The 21,800-nt window shown below is 30.2% G+C and carries 20 protein-coding genes and 1 other annotated feature; all 20 genes read right to left on the bottom strand.

Features of this window, described 5'->3' with window-relative positions:
* Positions 1–17 precede the first annotated feature (17 nt).
* The 20 genes from ftsZ to mnmA all read right to left on the bottom strand — a co-directional run bounded on the left by ftsZ (position 18) and on the right by mnmA (position 21,799).
* The gene (ftsZ, locus tag ACI48Q_RS05115) at positions 18–1,130 is read right to left on the bottom strand and encodes a cell division protein FtsZ (protein ID WP_474917965.1); all 1,113 of its coding nucleotides are present in this window, start codon (positions 1,128–1,130) and stop codon (positions 18–20) included.
* A complete protein-coding gene (gene ftsA, locus ACI48Q_RS05110; protein WP_474917964.1) occupies positions 1,127–2,371 on the bottom strand; it encodes a cell division protein FtsA in 1,245 nt (414 codons plus the stop codon). The genes ftsZ and ftsA overlap by 4 nt, the downstream gene beginning before the upstream one ends.
* Positions 2,372–2,664: 293 nt before the next feature.
* Complete coding sequence (locus tag ACI48Q_RS05105; protein ID WP_474917963.1) at positions 2,665–3,657, bottom strand: type IV pilus twitching motility protein PilT; 993 nt, start codon at positions 3,655–3,657, stop codon at positions 2,665–2,667.
* A 276-nt stretch (positions 3,658–3,933) separates the two neighbouring features.
* Positions 3,934–4,647, bottom strand: a complete 714-nt coding sequence (gene sigK / locus ACI48Q_RS05100; RefSeq protein WP_474917962.1) for an RNA polymerase sporulation sigma factor SigK — start codon at positions 4,645–4,647, stop codon at positions 3,934–3,936.
* Between the two features lie 156 nt (positions 4,648–4,803).
* Positions 4,804–6,462, bottom strand: a complete 1,659-nt coding sequence (locus tag ACI48Q_RS05095; RefSeq protein WP_474917961.1) for a penicillin-binding transpeptidase domain-containing protein — start codon at positions 6,460–6,462, stop codon at positions 4,804–4,806.
* Positions 6,463–6,520: 58 nt separating this feature from the next.
* Positions 6,521–7,144 carry a uridine kinase gene (gene udk / locus ACI48Q_RS05090; protein ID WP_474917960.1) on the bottom strand — a complete coding sequence of 208 codons (624 nt, stop codon included), beginning with the start codon at positions 7,142–7,144 and terminating at the stop codon, positions 6,521–6,523.
* The gene (locus ACI48Q_RS05085) at positions 7,144–8,370 is read right to left on the bottom strand and encodes a peptidase U32 family protein (protein WP_474917959.1); all 1,227 of its coding nucleotides are present in this window, start codon (positions 8,368–8,370) and stop codon (positions 7,144–7,146) included. Before ACI48Q_RS05085 ends, udk begins: the two co-directional genes overlap by 1 nt.
* On the bottom strand, positions 8,336–9,019 hold the full coding sequence (locus ACI48Q_RS05080; protein WP_474917958.1) for an O-methyltransferase: 684 nt from the start codon (positions 9,017–9,019) through the stop codon (positions 8,336–8,338). The genes ACI48Q_RS05085 and ACI48Q_RS05080 overlap by 35 nt, the downstream gene beginning before the upstream one ends.
* Before the next feature lie 88 nt (positions 9,020–9,107).
* Positions 9,108–10,109 carry an endolytic transglycosylase MltG gene (gene mltG / locus ACI48Q_RS05075; RefSeq protein WP_474917957.1) on the bottom strand — a complete coding sequence of 334 codons (1,002 nt, stop codon included), beginning with the start codon at positions 10,107–10,109 and terminating at the stop codon, positions 9,108–9,110.
* Between the two features lie 26 nt (positions 10,110–10,135).
* The gene (gene typA / locus ACI48Q_RS05070; protein ID WP_474917956.1) at positions 10,136–11,965 is read right to left on the bottom strand and encodes a translational GTPase TypA; all 1,830 of its coding nucleotides are present in this window, start codon (positions 11,963–11,965) and stop codon (positions 10,136–10,138) included.
* 194 nt (positions 11,966–12,159) lie between these two features.
* On the bottom strand, positions 12,160–13,827 hold the full coding sequence (locus ACI48Q_RS05065; protein ID WP_474917955.1) for a ribonuclease J: 1,668 nt from the start codon (positions 13,825–13,827) through the stop codon (positions 12,160–12,162).
* Positions 13,828–13,912: 85 nt separating this feature from the next.
* Positions 13,913–14,353 carry a Fur family transcriptional regulator gene (locus ACI48Q_RS05060; RefSeq protein ID WP_474917954.1) on the bottom strand — a complete coding sequence of 147 codons (441 nt, stop codon included), beginning with the start codon at positions 14,351–14,353 and terminating at the stop codon, positions 13,913–13,915.
* 48 nt (positions 14,354–14,401) lie between these two features.
* A complete protein-coding gene (locus ACI48Q_RS05055; protein ID WP_474917953.1) occupies positions 14,402–14,662 on the bottom strand; it encodes a DUF1292 domain-containing protein in 261 nt (86 codons plus the stop codon).
* 17 nt (positions 14,663–14,679) lie between these two features.
* On the bottom strand, positions 14,680–15,090 hold the full coding sequence (gene ruvX / locus ACI48Q_RS05050) for a Holliday junction resolvase RuvX (RefSeq protein WP_474917952.1): 411 nt from the start codon (positions 15,088–15,090) through the stop codon (positions 14,680–14,682).
* 93 nt (positions 15,091–15,183) lie between these two features.
* A complete protein-coding gene (locus tag ACI48Q_RS05045) occupies positions 15,184–15,438 on the bottom strand; it encodes an IreB family regulatory phosphoprotein (RefSeq protein ID WP_474918336.1) in 255 nt (84 codons plus the stop codon).
* A 71-nt stretch (positions 15,439–15,509) separates the two neighbouring features.
* On the bottom strand, positions 15,510–18,155 hold the full coding sequence (gene alaS, locus ACI48Q_RS05040) for an alanine--tRNA ligase (protein WP_474917951.1): 2,646 nt from the start codon (positions 18,153–18,155) through the stop codon (positions 15,510–15,512).
* A 97-nt stretch (positions 18,156–18,252) separates the two neighbouring features.
* Positions 18,253–18,427, bottom strand: a binding site (T-box leader).
* A gap of 54 nt (positions 18,428–18,481) precedes the next feature.
* Positions 18,482–19,513 carry an AI-2E family transporter gene (locus ACI48Q_RS05035; RefSeq protein ID WP_474917950.1) on the bottom strand — a complete coding sequence of 344 codons (1,032 nt, stop codon included), beginning with the start codon at positions 19,511–19,513 and terminating at the stop codon, positions 18,482–18,484.
* Positions 19,510–20,019, bottom strand: a complete 510-nt coding sequence (locus ACI48Q_RS05030) for a PRC-barrel domain-containing protein (RefSeq protein ID WP_474917949.1) — start codon at positions 20,017–20,019, stop codon at positions 19,510–19,512. The genes ACI48Q_RS05035 and ACI48Q_RS05030 overlap by 4 nt, the downstream gene beginning before the upstream one ends.
* A gap of 68 nt (positions 20,020–20,087) precedes the next feature.
* The gene (gene nifU, locus ACI48Q_RS05025) at positions 20,088–20,486 is read right to left on the bottom strand and encodes a Fe-S cluster assembly scaffold protein NifU (protein ID WP_474917948.1); all 399 of its coding nucleotides are present in this window, start codon (positions 20,484–20,486) and stop codon (positions 20,088–20,090) included.
* A 239-nt stretch (positions 20,487–20,725) separates the two neighbouring features.
* Entirely contained in the window at positions 20,726–21,799 is a 1,074-nt protein-coding gene (gene mnmA / locus ACI48Q_RS05020) for a tRNA 2-thiouridine(34) synthase MnmA (RefSeq protein ID WP_474917947.1), read from the bottom strand.
* Between the last annotated feature and the right edge of the window lies 1 nt (position 21,800).

Below are 21,800 nucleotides of genomic sequence, written 5' to 3'. Positions count from 1 at the left end.
TCTATTATACATTTTTATTATCTCATATTTTTTCTTAACCAAGTTGGAACAGCAAAATCATCTTCATCCTTTGTAGTTTTAACTATTTCAGGCTCTTTTGTTGCTGCAACTTCTGCTTTACTTGTCTCTTTTCTTACAGTATCAAACATAATATTATTTTCTTTTTCTTTTTCTCTATCACTATCAAATCCAGTAGCTATAACTGTAATTCTTATTTCATCTTTTAGGTTTTCATCAATTACAGCTCCAAATATAATATTTGCATCTGGATCTGCCTCTTCTTGAACTATATTAGCTGCTTCATTAATTTCTATCAAAGATAAATCATTTCCACCTGTAACGTTTATAAGCACTCCTGTTGCACCTATAATTGAAGTTTCAAGTAATGGACTTGATATTGCTTGTTTAGCAGCTTCTTGAGCCCTATTATCGCCCTTTCCTGTTCCTACTCCCATGTGCGCAAGTCCCTTATCCACCATGATAGTTTTTACATCTGCAAAGTCTAGGTTTATTAATCCTGTGATTGTTATTAAGTCTGATATACCTTGTACACCTTGTCTTAATACATCATCCGCTCTTCTAAAAGATTCTACTAAGGTAGTTTTCTTATCTACTAATGATAGTAGTCTTTCATTTGGAATAGTAACTAATGTATCTACTGATTCTTTTAATCCTTTTATACCAGTTTCAGCATGAACCATTCTTTTTCTTCCTTCAAATTGGAAAGGTTTAGTAACAACACCTACAGTTAATATGCCCATAGATTTAGCTATTTCAGCTACTACTGGTGCAGCACCTGTTCCTGTTCCTCCGCCCATTCCAGCAGTTATAAAAACCATATCTGCACCTTTTAGTGCTTCTATTATTTCTTCCTTACTTTCTTCTGCAGCTTTTCTACCAATTTCAGGGTTTGCCCCTGCTCCTAGCCCTCTAGTAAGCTTGTCTCCTAATTGAATTTTAAGTTCAGCTTTAGATAATGCCAATGCTTGTTTATCTGTATTTATACCTATAAATTCTACATTTTTCAAACCTTCTTCAATCATTCTGTTTACAGCATTATTTCCTCCGCCACCACAACCAATAACCTTTATCTTACACATATTCTTATTTTGTTCATCGAAATCTATCACTTTACTACCTCCTCATTAGAAAAATTTTTAAACACACTTTTTAGCTTAGAAATTATGCCCTTATTATTTTTAACTTCTTCACATTCTATAGTTTTATCTTTTTCATAAACACAATCAACTTCTTTATTTTCATTGATAACTTCATTTAGAATACCTGCGGCTGTCGAATATATTGGATTAGCAGCACCTATATATTTAGGAGCACCTACTCTAGAGTTCTTTCCCAAAATTTCAGTAGCAACCACATTAATGTCTCGAAATAATGAAATTCCTCCTCCAACTATTACAACTTCATTGATATGATTATAAAGTTCTTTTTCAATAAGATTAGTCTTAATAATTTCAAGCAATTCCTTAACTCTTTCATATATTATATCAACTAAAGTATCATAATCAACATCTATAAGTTTTCCATCACTTGATTTTGATCTTATTCTATGATTTTTCATAGAAGTATCTTTTATTAAATTACCGCACTTAAATTTTAAAATATCACTATTCTCTTTAGGTACATTTAGACATATTGAAATATCATTAGTTATAGTGTCTCCGCCTAATGGTACAGAAAAGCTATCTAAATAATAATTTCTTTTAAATGTAGTCACCTCTGTATTAGTAGCTCCTATATCAATTATAGCTACACCTTTATCTAATTCTTCTTTTTTCAATGTATCCTTAGCTATACCTAATGCACTAACAACCATTCCTTTAGCTATTAAACCGCACTCTTCCATACACCTTTTGAATTTATTTACTTCCTCTAGTGGAGCTATGAACATAACCCCTTCTCCTTGAAGAGTTTTAGCTTTCATTTTTAAAGGATTGTCTATATTTCTCATATCATCAACTATATATTCCTCTACTTCAACAGCTATAATTTCTTTATTCCTAGAAACTGAAAACTGCATAGCATCCTTAACATTATTTATATCCTGTAAAGTTATCTCTTTATAAGACGAAAAAGGTATAATCCCCTTTACTCTTACTGATTCACAAATGGATATTGGTATAGAGAAATAAACTTCTTGTAATTGCTTGTCTACAATATTTTCTAGGTGCTTTATAACATTACATATTGCCTTAGATGTATTATGTATATTTACAATTTTATTATCTTTAACACCTTGGCAATCATAGGTAGTTATACCCAAAACTTCTATTTTGTTATCATCACCCAAATTACCAACTATACCACATACTTTTGATGTACTTATATCTATTCCAACAATGTAATCCTTCATTACACCTACTCCTCCCCTAAGAAGTTCCAAAGAAATATATTCAACAAGAAAGTTAGAATTCCTCCAAAATTTAATCATTCAAATAGAATTTATACAAGTAATCCTTTTATTTTATCAGTATATTGATAAAATGTCACTTATAATTACTTATATTTCTAACATTAGTATAAAACCTAAGTGAAAAAATTACAATAGCTAATTGACTTTGTTTTGTATCATACAAAAATAAAATCCCAAAATCTACACTTATATTCTCATAAAGGTATATTTTTTGTGATTCCTTAACAATTAGCTTATTCAATAATACCAGAATTTCGTAGTTCTTCTATATGTTTATCCATAAGCCTCATACCATATTTTTCTCCTGTTTGTATTATTGAAGGGATTTGGTATGATTTCCCCTCCCTTACTAAGTTCTGTATGGCGGGTATATTTACCATTATTTCTTGAGCAGCTATTCTTCCTTTTCCATCAATTTTTCTAATAAGACTTTGACATATTATAGCTTTTAACACTGTTGATAATTGATATCTTACCCTTATCTCTTCTTCTCCTTGAAAAAAATTTATAATTCTATCTATAGTTTTATAGGCTGAATATGTGTGCATAGTAGATATAACTAAATACCCTGTTTCTGCTGCATTTAAAGCCATTTTTATAGCTTCTTTTTCTCTTAGCTCGCCTATATATACAATATCTCCATCACTCCTTAAACTTCCTCTAATAGCTTCTATATAACTGTAAAAATCTCTTCCTAACTCTCTTTGATTTATTATGGATTTTTTATGACTATGAATATATTCAATGGGATCCTCCAACGTTATGATATTCAATTGCCTATGAGAATTTATTTCGTCAATCATAGCGGCTACGGTGGTACTCTTCCCACTACCAATAGCACCTGTCACTAATATCAGTCCATTTTCTATATGAGTTAGTTCTTTAATAATTTTAGAAAAGCCTAATGATTCTAATGTAGGAATAGTACCTTGTATTATTCTAATGGCTAAGGTATTCCCTTCCATCTGTTTGTAAATATGCACTCTAAATCTACCTATTTCTTCTAAGTTAATTCCTAGATCAAATTGCCCTTTAGCTTGATATTCCTCATATTTATCCCTTAGCAATTCCATTGTGTAACCTTCCACTATCTCTTTGCTTAACCTGTCTTTAGTTAAATTTTCTAATATACCCTCTACTCTAATTTTAGGTTGTACTTCTGGTACTATATGTATATCTGACGCCTTCATTTTCACAGCTAGTCTTAAAATTTCTTTTAACTCCACAGCTACTCTCCTCCTATAATAATCTATTGGAATTATGTCCAACATGACTATATAAAATTCATAATATTATATAGTCATGTTAGATATCTCTTATAGCTTTAGTAAAGGTATATACTTTAATATGTTGCAATTGAATTTCTACATTATACAAATAGATTTTATTATAAATATAGTTAATTAAAACTTCATCTTATTATAATCTATCTATATTAATTAAATTAGAAATTATATTAATAAAAAAAGGAAGGCCCTCCTCCCTTTTAGTACTCTATAGAATTAAATATTTTTATTACCTATATTAGTATTTAGTTCCTTAAATAATTTTTTCAAGGCCCTTTTTTCTATCCTAGATACATATGATCTAGAAATTGATAATATTGCTGCAATCTCTCTTTGAGTTTTTGGCTTTCCGTCAATTAATCCATATCTCATTTCTATTATCAATCTTTCCCTTTCTTGAAGAACTGTATTTAGTTTAGTATACAATTTTTTAACTTGTATTTTATTTTCTACTATTTCTAAAATAGAATCTTTATCGCTACTCAATATATCCATGAGCGAAATTTCGTTCCCTTCTTTATCTAAACCTATAGGATCTTGTAAATACACCTCTCCTTTAATTTTCTTGTTATTTCTTATTAACATTAATATTTCGTTTTCAATACATCTAGCTGCATATGTTGCAAGTCTCGTCCCCTTAGAATTATCAAAAGAGTCAATTGCTTTTATCAATCCTACTGTCCCAATAGATATTAAATCATCGACCTCTTTCCCGGGAAATGAATATTTCTTTACTATATGTGCAACCAATCTTAGGTTTCTTTCCACCAATATATTTTTTGATTCCCAATCTCCCTCTTTTAGTTTGTTTAAATAATGCCTTTCTTCATCTTCTGTTAATGGCTGCGGAAAAGAATTATTTCCTGCTACATATCCTGTAAGTAATGCATACTCACTTAGTATATTTAGTAGTAAATTTAAACAGAACATTGATGTTCCCCCTAATAATGCTTATTAATATAATATTCAAGTAGAGATAATTTGTTTCCTATTATATAGCTAGAATTATATTTAGTTATAAAATTTAATTTCCTTCTTGACAATAAGTTTTTGAAATTAAAATTGGTCATGGAAAACCATGACCAACTATTTAAAATATCTCATATTTATTATATTTTCAACTAAATCTCTAAATATAATACAAGCTGTTCCTCCACCGGCATCATTTACTAAGTTAATTTCAGGAATAAAAACTACCATTGAATAATATTTATTATTATATTGGAAAAATCCACAAAACCATCCATCAGAAGCTTCTTTATCTCCTATAAAATATTCTGTGGTTCCAGTTTTACCTCCTATTTCTATTCCTTCAAGTTTAGCTTTTTTTCCAGTACCCTCATGATTTTCAACTACATTAATCATTTCATTCTTCATATATTTAGCTAAATCTATATTAAAAATTCTTTTACTCTCAGTTTTATAAGTATTTATTATATCGCCATCATTTTCTCGTACTTCTTTTATTATTCTAGGTTTAACATACACTCCGTCATTAACTACTGTATTAGGGATTGCTATGGCTTCTATTGGAGTAACTCTTAATGTTTGACCTATAGATGTATTAGTTATTAAATAATCATTGTGCTCCTTACCATAACCTTCTATTATTCCATTTCTCTCATCTTGCAAATTTAATACTTTCTCAAATAATCCATGTTTGCTGGCATATTCAAATAACACATTCATACCAACCCTCCATCCTATTTGAGCAAATATATCATTTGAAGATATAGCATAGGCCCTAGATACATTAGATGCCTTTTCGTTATTTTTTTTACGTTCAAAAATATTTTGTATATCGAAGATTTCATCTGTAGTTATTAAATTATTGTTCAATGCAGCTTCATAAACAATAGTTTTAAACACTGATCCTATTAAAAATCCATTTCCACTAGGCACTCCTATATTTACATTTGATAGTTTATCATCTTTTTGTGCCATGGCTAATATATCCCCTGTATTACTTTCCATTAATAGTATTCCTATTTGAGAATACATTTTATAATCTTCCTTTTGTAATATCTCCTGTGCTTTATTTTGAATATCATTATCTAAAGTTAACATTACATTCCTATTATCTGCATTTTCAACTTTAGTTTCATTAATTACTTTTTCGCTCACATCTTTTTCAAATATAATCTTATCTACTTTATTATTTTTCGTATACTCGTATAAATCTCTTTCTAAAGTTCCCTCATCCTTAAGCTCCTTATCATTTGAATATTTTCTATTATTAATTAACAAATTTTTAATATTCCAATCCTTAGCTTTATTTGATTTCATAAATTCGTAAGTATATATACCTTTAACATCTTTTATTTCCCTAAGCTTTTCATAACATTGATTATCAATAGCATAATGCTTTTTCCCTTTTTCTATATCATATTGTAGTAAGTCCAAATCATAATCTTTATCATATGTTCTAAGTACATAAGCAATATTTCTCATATCCTTAAACATACTTTCATTGTTCATAGTAAAAAACACTTTAGGATCAATAACTGCATAATAAATTTTTTCATAATTAAAGACCAATTCATTATTTCTATCTAAAAGCTTAAGGTTTAGATCACTTGTATTTTCTTCATAATAATATTGAGAATTTGCTGATACAGCTAATTCTTCTCCTTCTTTTATTTGAATAGAAAATAGTCTAACAACAAGTAGAAAAAATAAAACAGTAATAAGTCCACAAAAAGTATACATTCTTTTTACTGCATGCTTCTGGCTATTAAATCTCATAAAAAAACATCTCCCTCTAGCATAATAATTGACTAAAGGGAGATATTATATACTTTTTTTATTTATCATGAAGGATTTGCTTTATTTTTCCTATTATTACATCAATAGCAACTTTATTATGTCCACCTTCTGGTATTATTATATCTGCATATTTTCTTGTATTCTCAGTGAACTGCTCGTGCATTTGTTTCACTACCGTTAAGTATTGGGTGATTACGGAATCTATAGTTCTTCCTCTTTCCTTAACGTCTCTTAACATTCTTCTAATAAATCTTACATCCGCATCTGTATCTACATATATTTTTATATCCAACATATTTCTTAATATTTCTTCCTGAAGAACTAATATTCCTTCTACTATGATTATATCTCTAGATTCAACTGTTATTGTTTCTGTTTTTCTATTATGAATTTCAAAATCATAAATTGGCTTTTCTATAGATTTCCATTGAATCAAAGAAGTTAAATGCTTTACTAATAATTCAGTATCAAAAGCATGAGGATGATCATAGTTTGTTTTCATTCTTTGTTCAGTGTTTAAATGTGTTTGATCTTTATAATAACAATCTTGCTCTATCATTGCTATGCAATGCTCATCAAAATTCTTGCATATTTCTCTAGCTATAGTACTTTTCCCAGATCCAGTGCCCCCAGTTATCCCTATTAATATTGGACGATTCATTAGTTTTCCTCCTTGGGTTTAATTATTATATCATTTTCTTCCATAGCCTTATCAACCATTGCAGTAAATATCATTTTTGCACTTGGAGCACTTTCTATTTTATTGCCTCTTTCATCGTGAAGGTCCATTAATCTAACTTCAATATTATCTCCAACTGGTTTCATTATCTCTACTAATTCACCATCAAATACTTTATTTCTTTGTTCTATAGTAACTACTTTCTTTTCCTCATCATAGGATTTTACAACTCCTACAATGTCATATTTTCTTATATACGCTGAAGTACTCTGTATTTGTTTATTCTCTTCATTAAGGTAAAATCCTGTGTAGTATTCTCTATGACTTGGCTTATCTAAATCCTCAATCCATTTCTTATTAAATTTATAATTGTCAGGATCCTCCACGTAACTATCTATAGCTTCTCTATAAATCTTACAAACTGTAGCCACGTAGTAAGCGCTTTTCATTCTTCCCTCAATTTTTAATGAAATAGCCCCTGTGCTAATAACCTCTGGGATATGTTCAATCATACAAAGATCCTTCGAATTCATTATGTAAGTGCCTCTTTCATCTTCTACTATTGGGTAGTATTCTCCCTCTCTTTTTTCTTCAACTAAGTGATATTTATATCTGCATGGTTGAGCACATCCACCTCTATTTGCATCTCTTCCTGTCATATAGTTAGAAAGAAGACATCTACCTGAGTATGACATGCACATAGAACCATGTATAAATACCTCTAATTCTAAGGTTTCTGGAATTTTACTTTTAGTATTTTTAATCTCATCTAAAGACAGTTCTCTTGCTAAAACAATCCTCTTAACGCCCATCTTATGCCAAAACTCACAAGTTTTCCAGTTAACCGTATTTGCTTGAGTGCTTAAATGAATCTCTAGATTAGGAACCACTTCTCTAGCTGTCATAATAATTCCTGGGTCTGAAACTATTATTGCATCTACACCCATATTATACAATTCTATTAAATAATCTTCTAATCCATCTAAATCTTCATTATGTGGAAATACATTTAAGGTAACATATACCTTTTTACCTCTAGTATGGGCAAATTCTAGCCCCTCTATTAACTGTTCATTGGTAAAATTATCTGCAAAAGCTCTTAAATTAAGTTTGTTTCCGCCTAAATAAACCGCATCTGCTCCAAAGTTAATAGCTGCTTTTAATTTTTCTAAATTACCTGCTGGTGCTAATAATTCTGGTTTTATCATTTTGGTCCCTCCTTATTGTTAATGCTATTCCATCTCCCATTGGAAGTACAGTTGTAACTAAGTCTTTATCCTTTGAAACTATATCTAAATAGCTTTTCATTCTTTTTACAATAGTTATTTTTCTTCTTTTTACTAATTCTTTATTTGCAACCATTCCTCTAAATAACACATTGTCTGCTATTATAACTCCATCATCTTTAAGCATTCTTAAACAATGAGGTAAAAAGTTACCATAGTGACCTTTTCCAGCATCCATAAAAATCATATCATATTTATCATCAAGGTGCTCAAGCATTTCTAAACACTCCCCTTGAACTACATTAATATTGCTATCTAAATTCATCTTTTTTATATTATCCCTAGCAATATTAACCATGTTTTCATCTCTTTCAATGGTGGTAATATGTACAGTATTTCCTGAGGTTAGAGACATTAAAATAGATGAATATCCGATGGCTGTACCTAATTCTAATATTTTTCTAGGTTTTTTTAAAGTAATCATAAATTGAAGAAATTTTGAAGTTTCCTTTTGAACTATAGGAACTAAATTCTTTTCAGCAAACTCTTCAAGTTCAGCTAAAACTCCACTATACTCTGGTATTAATTCTCTTAAGTACTGCTCCATATAATCATGTGTGACTCCACTCATATTAACCTCCGTATACACTATTAAAAACTTTTTCTTCTCTATATACATAAAGTTATAAGTTCAAATTATTTTGAACTTATAACTACTGCTAAAATCCTTGTGTTTTCTCTTTCACTTTTAAAAATTCACTATAATCATCTGTAAAGAAATGCGTTCCATCATTGTTAGCAACAAAATATAAATAGTTTGTGTCTTGTGGATTCACAGCTGCCATTAAAGATGATTTCCCTGGCGAACAAATAGGTCCTATAGGATATCCATCTACTAAATAAGTGTTATATGGAGATTGTACTTCTAGGTCTTTCTCATATAACTTTTCTTTATATTCACCTAATGAATATAATACTGTAGCACAAGATTGAAATTTCATATTTATTCCTAATCTATTATAAAAAACAGATGCTACTATAGGTCTTTCTCCTTCAGCTACAGCTTCTTTCTCAACAATGGAAGCCATAGAAACAGTTCTATAAATATCCTTAATTTCTTTTTGAGATGATTCTGCTACATCTTTAATAATCTCATCAAACCTTTTATTCATCATAGATATAACTTCTGTCGGTGTTTCTCCCTTTACTATCTTATAAGTATCAGGAAATAAAAATCCCTCCATAGCATATTTTTGTCCTTCAACTTTAGATATATAATTTGGTGTTTCAAATTCCTTCACAGCTTTTGTAAATTCATCCTTAGAAAATAAACCTTTTTCTTCAAAAAGTTTTGCCATAGCTTCTATATCATATCCTTCTGGTATAGTTACACTAACAGTGCTCTCATCCAAATCAGAACTCTCTAATATAGCTATAAATTCTTCCATCGTAGAATTAGTAGGAACTTTAAAATTTCCAGGCACTAATTTTACATTTAAATCCTTTAATTTAATATATAACTTTGATAATGTGGTGCTTTTTATATTGCCCGTTTTATCTAAAGTATAAATTACATCATAAAAGGAGTGTCCTTCTTTTACTTCTACCATAAATTCACTATTTCCAGTAAATGGATTTTTAGTCACTGAGTTATAGTATATAAAACCGCCTAACATAATAAGGATTAATACTCCTATGATTATACCTATGATTTTTCTCATAACATCACCTCATGATATAAAATTAATTAAGCCTTTTTTAACGCAGCTCTTTTTCTCATGGTTGGGTCTAATATTCTTTTTCTTATTCTTATTGTTTTAGGAGTAACCTCTACAAGTTCATCTGAAGCTATGAATTCTAAACATTGTTCTAATGACATTGGATTAACTGGAACTAATTTTAATGACTCATCTGAACCAGATGCTCTTGTGTTCGATAAATGTTTTCTCTTACATACATTTACCTCTATATCGTCAGCTCTTGAACATTCTCCACATACCATTCCTTGATATACTGGAACTCCTGGTCCTATAAATAAGTTTCCTCTTTCTTGTGCATTAAACAATCCATAAGTAATTGACTCTCCTGCTTCAAAAACTACAAGAGATCCTCTACTTCTCTCTGGAATATCTCCTCTAAATTCCTCATATCCTTCTAGTACATGGTTCATTATACCATTTCCTCTAGTATCCGTCATAAATTCGTTTCTAAATCCTATTAATCCTCTAGAAGGTATTTTAAACTCTAATCTTGTATATCCATTAATTGCACTTGTCATATTAACCATTTCAGCTTTTCTTGGCCCTAATTTTTCCATAACTACTCCCATGTACTCTTCTGGTACATCTATAGTTAAATCTTCGATAGGTTCAAGCAATTTTCCTTCTTCATTTCTTTTATATATAACTGTTGGTTTTGATACTTGGAACTCATAACCTTCTCTTCTCATAGTTTCAATTAATATAGATAAATGAAGCTCTCCTCTTCCACTTACCTTAAATGAATCAGCTGAATCTGTTTCTTCCACTCTCAAACTTACATTAGTTTCAAGCTCTTTCATAAGTCTGTCTCTTAAATGTCTAGAAGTTACGAAGTCTCCATCCTGTCCTGCAAATGGTGAATTGTTAACTATAAAATTCATATTAAGTGTAGGTTCATCAATATCTACAAATGGTAATGCTTCTGGACTAGCATTATCTGCTATAGTTTCTCCAATGTTAATATCTGGTATACCTGAGATAGCTACTATATCTCCCAGTTTTGCTTCTTCTGTTTCTACTCTCTTTAGCCCTTCATACACATAAAGATTAGATATTTTAACATTTTTTATGCTTCCATCTTTTCTTATCTGTGCTACAGTTTGGTTCTTCTTAACAACTCCTCTTTCGACTTTACCTATTCCTATTTTACCTACATATTCATTATAATCTATAGAAGTTACAAGCATTTGAAGTGGCTCGTCCACATAGCCTTTCGGTGGATTTACATTTTGTATAATGGCCTCAAATAATGGTTCCATATCCTTAGATTCATTCTCTAATTCATCCTTAGCAAATCCACTTCTTGCTGAAGCATAGATTATCTTAAAATCTAATTGCTCATCACTTGCTCCAAGTTCAACAAATAAGTCAAATATCTCGTCAATAACTTCGGCAGCTCTTTCATCCTTTTTATCAATTTTATTTATTATTACCATAGGCTTAAGTTTTAATTCTAGTGCTTTTTTAAGTACGAATTTAGTCTGTGGCATAGCCCCTTCATAAGCGTCTACTACAAGTAGAACACTATCTACCATTTTCAATACCCTTTCAACTTCTCCACCAAAATCAGCATGCCCAGGTGTATCAATTATATTTATCTTTATTCCATTATGAATTACTGCTGTATTTTTTGAAAGTATAGTAATTCCTCTTTCTCTTTCTAAGTCATTAGAATCCATTACTCTCTCTTGAACTACTTCATTATCTCTAAACACCTTACTTTGCTTTAAAAGTGCATCTACCAAAGTTGTTTTACCATGGTCAACGTGAGCTATTATAGCTATATTTCTTATATCTTCTCTTGTATATAAATTCATATTTTTCCTCCAGTATTATTTTTTTTTATTATTTATTACAAAATAAAATTGGATACTTTTGTATCCAATCTTTTTTTTTACTATTCTTATTCTAATCTTATGATTTAAAAAAGTCAATGTTATAAAAACTATATTAAATACCAAATGAAAGTATATTTACTAATATTTATTTTGAAAATACCTTAATAATATACTTATACCTCCATTATAATAGGTAATATCATAGGCCTCCTCTTAGTTTTCTCATATAGATATGCTCTAAGAACTTCTCTAATGTTTCCTTTTATTGTAGGCCAATCAGTAATATGTTTTTCTTCACACTCTTTTAAAGCTTCTTTCACTATATCTCTTGCTCTTTCCATTAAATCCTCGGACTCTCTTACGTAAACAAATCCTCTTGAAATAATATCTGGTCCAGCTATTACTGTTCCACTTTCTTTTTCTATGGTAACTACTACTGTTAGTATACCATCTTGAGATAAATGCTTTCTATCCCTTAGAACTATATTTCCTACATCTCCAACCCCTAAGCCATCTACAAATACCTGTCCTGATACTACTGTACCTGTTTTTTTAATGCTAGTTCTATTAAGTTCTATAACATCACCATTTTCACCTAAAAAAACATTTTTTTCAGACAGTCCTAGCTTAACAGCTAATTCTCCATGCTGCTTTAAATGCCTATACTCTCCATGAACTGGTATGAAAAATCTAGGTTTAACTAAAGTCTGCATCAACTTCAATTCCTCTTGACAAGCATGCCCAGATACATGGACATCAGCTAATGCTTCATAGATAACATCAGCACCCTTTTTAAACAATTGATTTATAACCTTTGATACCAGTTTTTCATTTCCTGGTATTGGTGTTGCAGATATTATAACTAAATCTCCCTTTGCAATATTAACTTTTTTATGCTCTGAAGATGCCATCCTTGCAAGTGCTGACATAGCCTCTCCTTGACTACCAGTTGTTATCATTACTATTTTATCATCAGGATATTTCCCAATAGCATCTATACTAATTAATGATTCTTCATTAATATCTATATATCCTAGTTCAATAGCAACTGCTATAATATTCTCCATACTCCTGCCCGATAATGCTACTTTTCTTCCATATTTATTTGCAGCAGTTATTATCTGCTGCACTCTGTGTATATTAGAAGCAAATGTTGCAACTATAATTCTCCCTTTAGCATTATGGAATATCTTTTCAAAAGTTTCTCCCACAGTGCTTTCTGACATAGTATAGCCAGGCCTCTCTACATTAGTACTATCGGCCATCATAACCGTAACACCTTTTTTACCTAATTCTGCAAATCTAGCTAAATCTGCTACACATCCATCTATTGGAGTAAAATCAATTTTAAAATCACCAGTATGAAGAACTACTCCTAATGGTGTGTGGATAGCTATAGCTACTGAATCAGCAATACTATGGTTAGTTTTAATAAACTCTACTGATACATTATTAAGTTTAATTATATCTTTAGCCTTAACACATTTTAGCTCAACACTTGATAATAATCCATGTTCCTTTAACTTGCTCTGAACAATTCCTAGCGTTAATTTAGTTCCGTATACAGGAATATTTAACTGTTTTAAAACATATGGTAATGCTCCTATGTGATCTTCGTGCCCGTGAGTCAAGAATATACCTCTTACTCTATCAGCATTTTTCACTAAGTATGTCACATCTGGTATAACCACATCAATTCCTAACATTTCGTCATCTGGAAATTTTAATCCACAATCTATAACTACTATATCATTTTTATATTCTACAACAGTTAAATTTTTACCTATCTCATTTAATCCCCCTAGTGGAATTATTTTAATCTTGTCTCTTTCTTTTTTCAAATTTCTACCCTCCTTTATTGCCATATATACTACATTCATTCCACATTTATATAATTGACTCACAGAACTATACTATTATAGCTCTCTATCTGGGACAATTATCGCATATACCGTAAAATTTAACGCTATGATTCTCAATCATAAAACTATATTTTTCTTCTATTATATTTTCTAACTCTTCAAGAAGATCGCCCTCAACTTCAATTACCCTTCCACATTTATTACATATTAAATGGTGATGTTGATGTCCATCGTCCTCTTCACAAAGTTCATATCTACTACATCCATCATCTAAATCTAGTTTACTTACTACTCCCATATCTTCAAGTATTTGTACCGTTCTATATACAGTAGCAAGACCAATTTCTGGACATTTAACCTTAACTAAATCATAAATTTCCTCAGTAGTAAGATGAGATCCTTGATTGTCTATAATTTCATTAAGAATCGCTCGTCTTTGAGGGGTTAATTTATATCCTTTATCTTTTAATACATTTTTTAAATTTTCTAATATTTCCTTAGACATTAAATCAACACTTCCCTCTCTATTTTTTAATTCACAAACGCTAATACTCTATATTAGACCTTCTTCACATAAGGTTTCATAAGCATCTACAACTATACTAAACTCCTCATCATCCTCTACAGTTTCGAACATTTCCTCACCATTTTCTCCTTTAACAACTTTAAGAGCTATGGCTTCATCACTATCCTCATCAGATAAAGTAACTATAAAATATTCATCTGTCTCTACTTCTAATTTTGTTATTACATCAAAGTCTACTTCTTGCCCATCTTCATCAGTTAATGTTATTTTTTCTAAAAAGTTATCCATTTCTTCCCTCCTTCATATTAATATATGCTATCTAAATATCCTTGTAATATATATGTAGCAGCTATTTTATCAACCAACGTCTTTCTTTTTTTTCTCGACATATCGGCTTCTAACATAGCTTTATGCGCTGCAACCGTAGTAAGTCTCTCGTCCCAAAATTTTATTTCAATATCAATATGCTCCTTTAGAATCGCACAAAAATTTTTAACTTTTTCAGCTTGCTCTCCAATGGTTCCATTCATATTTTTAGGCATTCCTGAGATTATAGTTTCCACATTGTATTCCCTACAAATTTTCTTTATCTCTTCAATATCTATTTCTTCATTTTTACGTCTTATTGTAGTTATTCCTTGTGCTGTAAATCCTAGTGGATCGCTTATAGCCACTCCTATAGTTCTATCACCAATATCTAAACCAAGTATTCTCATTGCCTAGCTCCTTAAAATATATTTTAATCCTCAAACAAGTTAATAGGATTTTTTGCTTATAACTTTAAAATAAAAATGCCTATAAAGGCATTTTTATTTTATATCGAGATAAGATTTTAAAACTTCTTCTAATATATCGTCTCTCTCAAGCTTACTAACTAATGCTCTTGCTCCATTATAGTTGGTTATATAGGTTGGGTCGCCAGATATGAGATATCCAACTAACTGGTTTACAGGGTTATATCCCTTTTCTTTTAAAGCTTTATATACGTCAGTTAATATTATCTTAGTCATATCTTTTTTATCTTTATTTACATCAAACTGAACTGTATGTTGCTTATCCACTATATCACCTTCTTAAAATCTTTAATTACCATTTATCTTAGATATATTATAATGCATTATATACAAAAAGTATACTACTTTACTAAAGTTTCTACAACTGAAGCCACACTAGCAATAGCTTCTTCTAGCTTCTCTGGTAACTTTCCACCTGCTTGAGCCATGTCAGGTCTTCCGCCACCTCCACCACCGGCTATGGTTGCAACTTCTTTAATTATTTTTCCACAATGTACCCCTCTTGCTACAACATCCTTGGTAGCCATTGCAACAAATTGAACCTTATCTCCCATGCTACTACCAAGCACTACTACACCTTCTGAAACTTTATTTCTTAGCTTATCACATAGATTTCTTAAAATTTCACCATCTACATCCTTAACAGCAGCAGCTACCACTTTAACTCCCTTTACCTCTACTATTTTGTCTAATATTTCATCTTCTATTCCATTTGTAAGTTTTTCTTTTAAATTTTGTAGTTCTTTTTCTTTTTCTTTAACATTAGACAATAAAGATGCTATTTTATTAATTATCTCTTTTTCATTACACTTTAATGTAGCACATATTTCTTTTATCATGTTTTCCTTTTCTTCAACATAATTTACAGCCTTTTCAGAAGTAATAGCTTCTATTCTCCTAACTCCTGCAGCCACCCCTGCTTCACTAACTATCTTAAAAAGTCCAATCTCTCCTGAATTCTTAACATGAGTTCCTCCACAAAGCTCTTTGCTATAATCACCTACAGAAACAACTCTAACATCTTCTTTATATTTATCATCAAATAATGCTACTGCACCCTTTTCCTTTGCTTCTTCTATTGACATAACATCAGTTTTTACTTCATAAGCGTTAACTATTTCTCTATTTAATTTATTTTCTACTTCTTTTAACTGTTCCTCTGTCATCGCTGAAAAATGGGTAAAGTCAAATCTTAATCTTTCTCCATCCACATAAGAACCTGCTTGATTTACATGATCTCCTAGGGTTTCTTTTAATGTTTCATGCAACATATGTGTAACCGTATGATTTCTACAAATGTTCTGCCTTCTGATTTCATCTACTTTAAGTGTTATTTTATCATTAACTTTAATATTTCCTTCTTTAACTTCTATAAAATGAATAACCTTACCAGCAATATTTTTCTTACAATCTGTAACAATAGCTTTTAATTTAGAATTTTCGATTATTCCTCTATCTCCAATTTGTCCTCCCATTTCTGCATAAAATGGAGTTCTATCTACAACTATTGCACATTTTTCTCCAACTTTAACTTCTTCTTCAAAGCCTTTTTCACCTATTATGCATAATATAGTGCCTTGGCAGGAAGTAGAATCATATCCGCAAAACTCTGTTTCTATATTTTGAGGTATTTCATTTAAAATTCCATCATCATTACCCATATAATTAGACTCTGACCTTGCAGCTCTTGCTGTATTTCTTTGCTTCTCCATCTCAATATTAAATCCATTTAAATCTACATCTATATTTTTCTCTTCTAATATCTCTTGGGTAAGCTCCACTGGAAATCCATAGGTGTCATAAAGCTTAAACGCCCTTTCTCCATCCAATAATTTAGAATTTTCTTTTTTCATTTCATCTATATATGTTTTTAATATATCTATTCCTAAATCTATGGTTTCTCTAAATCTCTCTTCTTCTAGCTTTATAACTTTTTTAATGTAATCTTTCTTATCTTCCAATTCTTTATATTCATCTTTAGAACATTCTATAACAATATCACATAACTTATATAAGAATATATCTTCAATTCCTAAAAGTCTGCCATGTCTTGCTGCTCTTCTTAATAACCTTCTTAAAACATACCCTCTTCCCTCATTAGATGGAAGTATGCCATCTCCAATCATAAAGGTAACACTTCTTATGTGATCGGTAATGACTCTTATAGAAATATCTGATTTTTTTTCTTTTCCATATACAACTCTTGAAACACTGCATACTTGGTCTAATATTTTTCTTATGGTATCTACTTCAAAAATACTATCTACACCTTGCATTATAGTTGCAATTCTTTCAAGTCCCATTCCTGTATCTATATTTGGGTTTGCTAATCGCTCATAATTCCCATTTCCATCGCCATCAAATTGCGTAAATACAAGATTCCAAAATTCTATTATTCTATCATCATCACTTGCTTTTAAAAACTCATCTATATTTTCTATTTGCGGTAAATCCTGTGATCTATCATAATGAATCTCTGTACATGGACCACATGGACCAGCTCCGTGTTCCCAAAAGTTATCCTCTTTACCAAGTCTAAATATCCTAGTAGGATCTATATCTGTTTTTTTAGTCCAAATTTCAAAGGCTTCATCATCATCAGTATAAATAGTAACATAAAGCTTATTCTTTTCTAGTTTTAACACGTCTGTTACATATTCCCAAGCCCAAATAATTATTTCCTCTTTAAAATAATCTCCAAAGGAAAAGTTTCCAAGCATTTCAAAGAATGTACCATGTCTTGATGTCTTTCCTACGTTCTCTATATCTCCAGTCCTGATACATTTCTGACAAGTAGTTATCCTTTTATTCGGCGGAGTTTGTAATCCAGTAAAATATGGCTTAAGAGGAGCCATTCCTGCATTAATTAATAACAAACTCTTATCACTTTTAGGTACCAGTGGAAAACTTGCCAGTCTTAAGTGATCTTTACTTTCAAAGAAGCTTAAAAAGCTCTCTCTAATTTCATTTAAACCCATTTTATTCATATTATTTACCTCCTGATATACACATTTCATTGATTTATCTATTAATAGGATAATAACTAAATTAAGATAAAATAAAAAAACCTTCCTCCCTTAATAAATAAGGGACGAAAGTTTATCCGCGTTACCACCCTAATTACACTACATGATTAACATAGTGCCTCTTAATTAATTATAGCTCAAAGATAGCTTCAATATGTACCACTAGAAGTTCACACCATCTACTTCCTCTCTGTAAGCTTTTCATATTTACTCATTCTTATCATCACTTCATATTAAGTTATATTTTATAATTATATGTAAGGTTCTATAAATTGTCAATACGCCTTTTAAAATAAATAATATTCTACTTCATCATATATGATTTTTGCCATGACCCATATTGGAACAATCAAAATCATTCCCATGATTCCGCCTATACTTCCGCCAATAATTAATAATAGTAATACTGTAATTGGATGAGAACTTATACTCTCACCTAAAACTTTTGGGCATATAATGTCCCCTTCTAATTGCTGTATAATAAACAGCCAAAAAATTACGACAATTGCTTTTTTAGTTGAGATGATTAAAGATATTAATACAATAGGTATAGCTCCTATAATTGGACCAAAGTATGGAATAATGTTAAATATAGCATTTATTATAGCAAGTATAAGTGGATATTTTACCCCACTTATTAACAATGCTACATAGGTTAACACTCCAATTATTCCACAGAGCTCAAATTGAGTAATTATATAGCGCTGCATAACCTTATCAATATGAAACATTACTCTTCTTACTATATCCTTACTATTCCCTGGTACAAACCTCATAATTCCATTAAATATATTTTCTCCATCACTCAAAAAAAAGTATGCTAAAGTTGGAGTTATGAGCAATAGTGCTAAGTTTCCTGCTAAATTTATAATTTTGTCAATTACTTTAGTTGCTAACCCAGAAATTATTATTTGCATTTTCCTATAAGCAGTAGACAATACTTGATTTAATATTTCATTTTCTCCACTATACTCTAACCTACTGGAAAATCTTTGTATATAATATTTAATTTCATTAATTGTATCATTCAAATTAGAGCTCTGAGCATATATAGCTGGTATTAATATAACCCATATAAGGATTAGTCCTACAATTAATCCAATTATGATTAGTGCTGAGCTCAGTTTTCTATTTATTCCATGCTTTACTAGCCATATACATATAGGACGTAAAGTATAGGATATTACAAAAGAGAGTATAATTACACCAAATAATTCAATGAATATAGGAAATTTAATAGTTGCAATTATTATAGCTCCTATAATAACTAGAATCCCAAGCACAAAAAGTATATTATAGATAGTCTTTTTCTTTTTCATTCTAACCCATTCTCCCTATAATTAAATTTTAAATTAATCCTAGGTAAACAACTGCATTCTATATTTTTTTTCCTATCTATATAAACTATGCTTTTCTCTCCCAATATCAATTCCTTTATTAAAAGAATTTTTCTTTCTCTAAATCCTAAGAAAAAATTACTGCTTTTTATACATATACCCTTTATATTGTAATCCTCTTCTGAAAATAAAATCTCATAAACTACTCCTAAAAAATTTGAGTTCACATCAAAAACATACATATTTTTAATAGTTGAAAAATCTAAGTATTCCTTTTTCGTAAAGCTATTTACTATTACCTCTGTATTATGATAAACTATGTGTTCTTTTAATATACTGAACTCTTTTCCTATAAATTTATATGGAATAATTTTATATCCAACTACTTGACCCTTACTGAAATCTAATAACACATCCTTTATATATCCAAGTTTTTTACCACTAATATCTGTTACATCTGTATATATATAATCCCTACTTTTTGCCATTTCAATCACTCCATAGAAAATCCTATACTTATTTTTCCCTATGGTGACAGATTTTATACTTATCTAGCTTATTCGTATTTATCTTTCCACTTATCTAGCCCTTCAGCCAATCTATAATTGTTTATTGCTTGATGAATTGTTTGCTCTGCTAATACAGAACAATGTATTTTTTCACTTGGAAGTCCATCTAAAGCCTCTATCACAGATTTATTTGTAATACTCCAAGCCTCCTCTAAAGTTTTCTTCTTTATAAGTTCCGTAGCTATACTTGATGATGCTATTGCTGAACCACATCCGAAAGTCATAAATTTCACATCTTGTATAATGTTATCCTGTATATCTAGATATATTTTCATTATATCACCACATTTTGCATCTCCACACTGACCAATTCCATTTGCATTTGGCAGCGAACCTACATTTCTAGGGGCGTAAAAGTGTTCTAAAACCTTATCACTATATTCCATGGTTTCACCTCTATTTTTAAAATAAATTATTACTTTTATAAGTATAAACATAATTTAGACGAAAGTTTTCAACTAAAAAATTAATTATCAATAGTCAATGTCAATAAGCAATTTCTAGAGAATCTCCACACGAGCTTCTTCTTTCATTGGACATTGAACATTGAACATTGATAATTAATCATTATAAAAATTCTATATTAAAATAAAAATCTGATTCTAAATCCTTGTCAATTAATATGCTAGAATACCTGTTCTATTATTCCTCCGCCCACAACTAAGTCATCTATATAACAAACTACAGATTGTCCTTTTGTTATAGCCCTTTGCTTTTCCTTAAACTCTACTCTGATATGATTATCATCTATTTGAGTTAAAATAGCTGGGGAAGTTTTAGCAGAATATCTAACCTTCGCCTCTACTGTTATAGTTCCTGGAACCTTATCAAAAGGAATTAAATTTATATCTTTTGCTATTAAAGTAGTTTTAAAAATATCCTCTTCCTCACCTAACACTACTTCATTGTTTTCCGGAATAATATCTATTACATATGTAGGCTTTCCTAAAGCTATACCTAATCCTTTTCTTTGTCCTATGGTATAATAAATGATTCCTTTATGCTTTCCTAAGATTTTTCCATCTTTATCTACAAAGTTACCTTCTTTTACTACTCTTCCACCATATACTTTAATGTAGTTTCCATGATCATTATCAGGTATAAAACATATTTCTTGAGAATCCCTTTTTCTAAATACATCTAACCCAATTTTTTCAGCTATAGCTCTTATTTCTGTCTTAGAATACTCTCCACAAGGCATTAGAGTATGTGCTAGATGTTCTTGTGTTAATCCATAAAGCATGTATGTTTGATCTTTTTTATCATCCTGGGACTTTGTTAGAATGTATCTATTTTTCTCCTCTGTAATTGTAGCATAATGGCCTGTGGCTATGTAGTCTACACCCAATTCCTTAGCTTTCCTTAAAAGCTCACTAAACCTTACAGTTTTATTACACATAACACATGGATTAGGAGTTTTCCCTTCAAAATATTCATCTACAAAATAATCTATAACATTTGTCTTAAAGGGTCTCTTAAAGTTTAACACATAAAATGGTATATCTAAGACATCAGCCACTCTTCTAGCATCATTAGCTGCAGAAATCGAACAACATCCACCATCATTTTCATCATAATCAGGATTATCAGAAAGTTTCATCATAATTCCTATTACATCATACCCTTGTTCTTTAAGTAAATATGCTGCTACAGAACTGTCTACGCCTCCACTCATGCCAATTATAACTTTTTTCTTCATT

The sequence above is a fragment of the Clostridium sp. LXY-7 genome (assembly GCF_056172015.1).
Note: the sequence above shows the minus strand (reverse complement) of the source record. Positions and strands in the feature narration are given on the sequence as shown.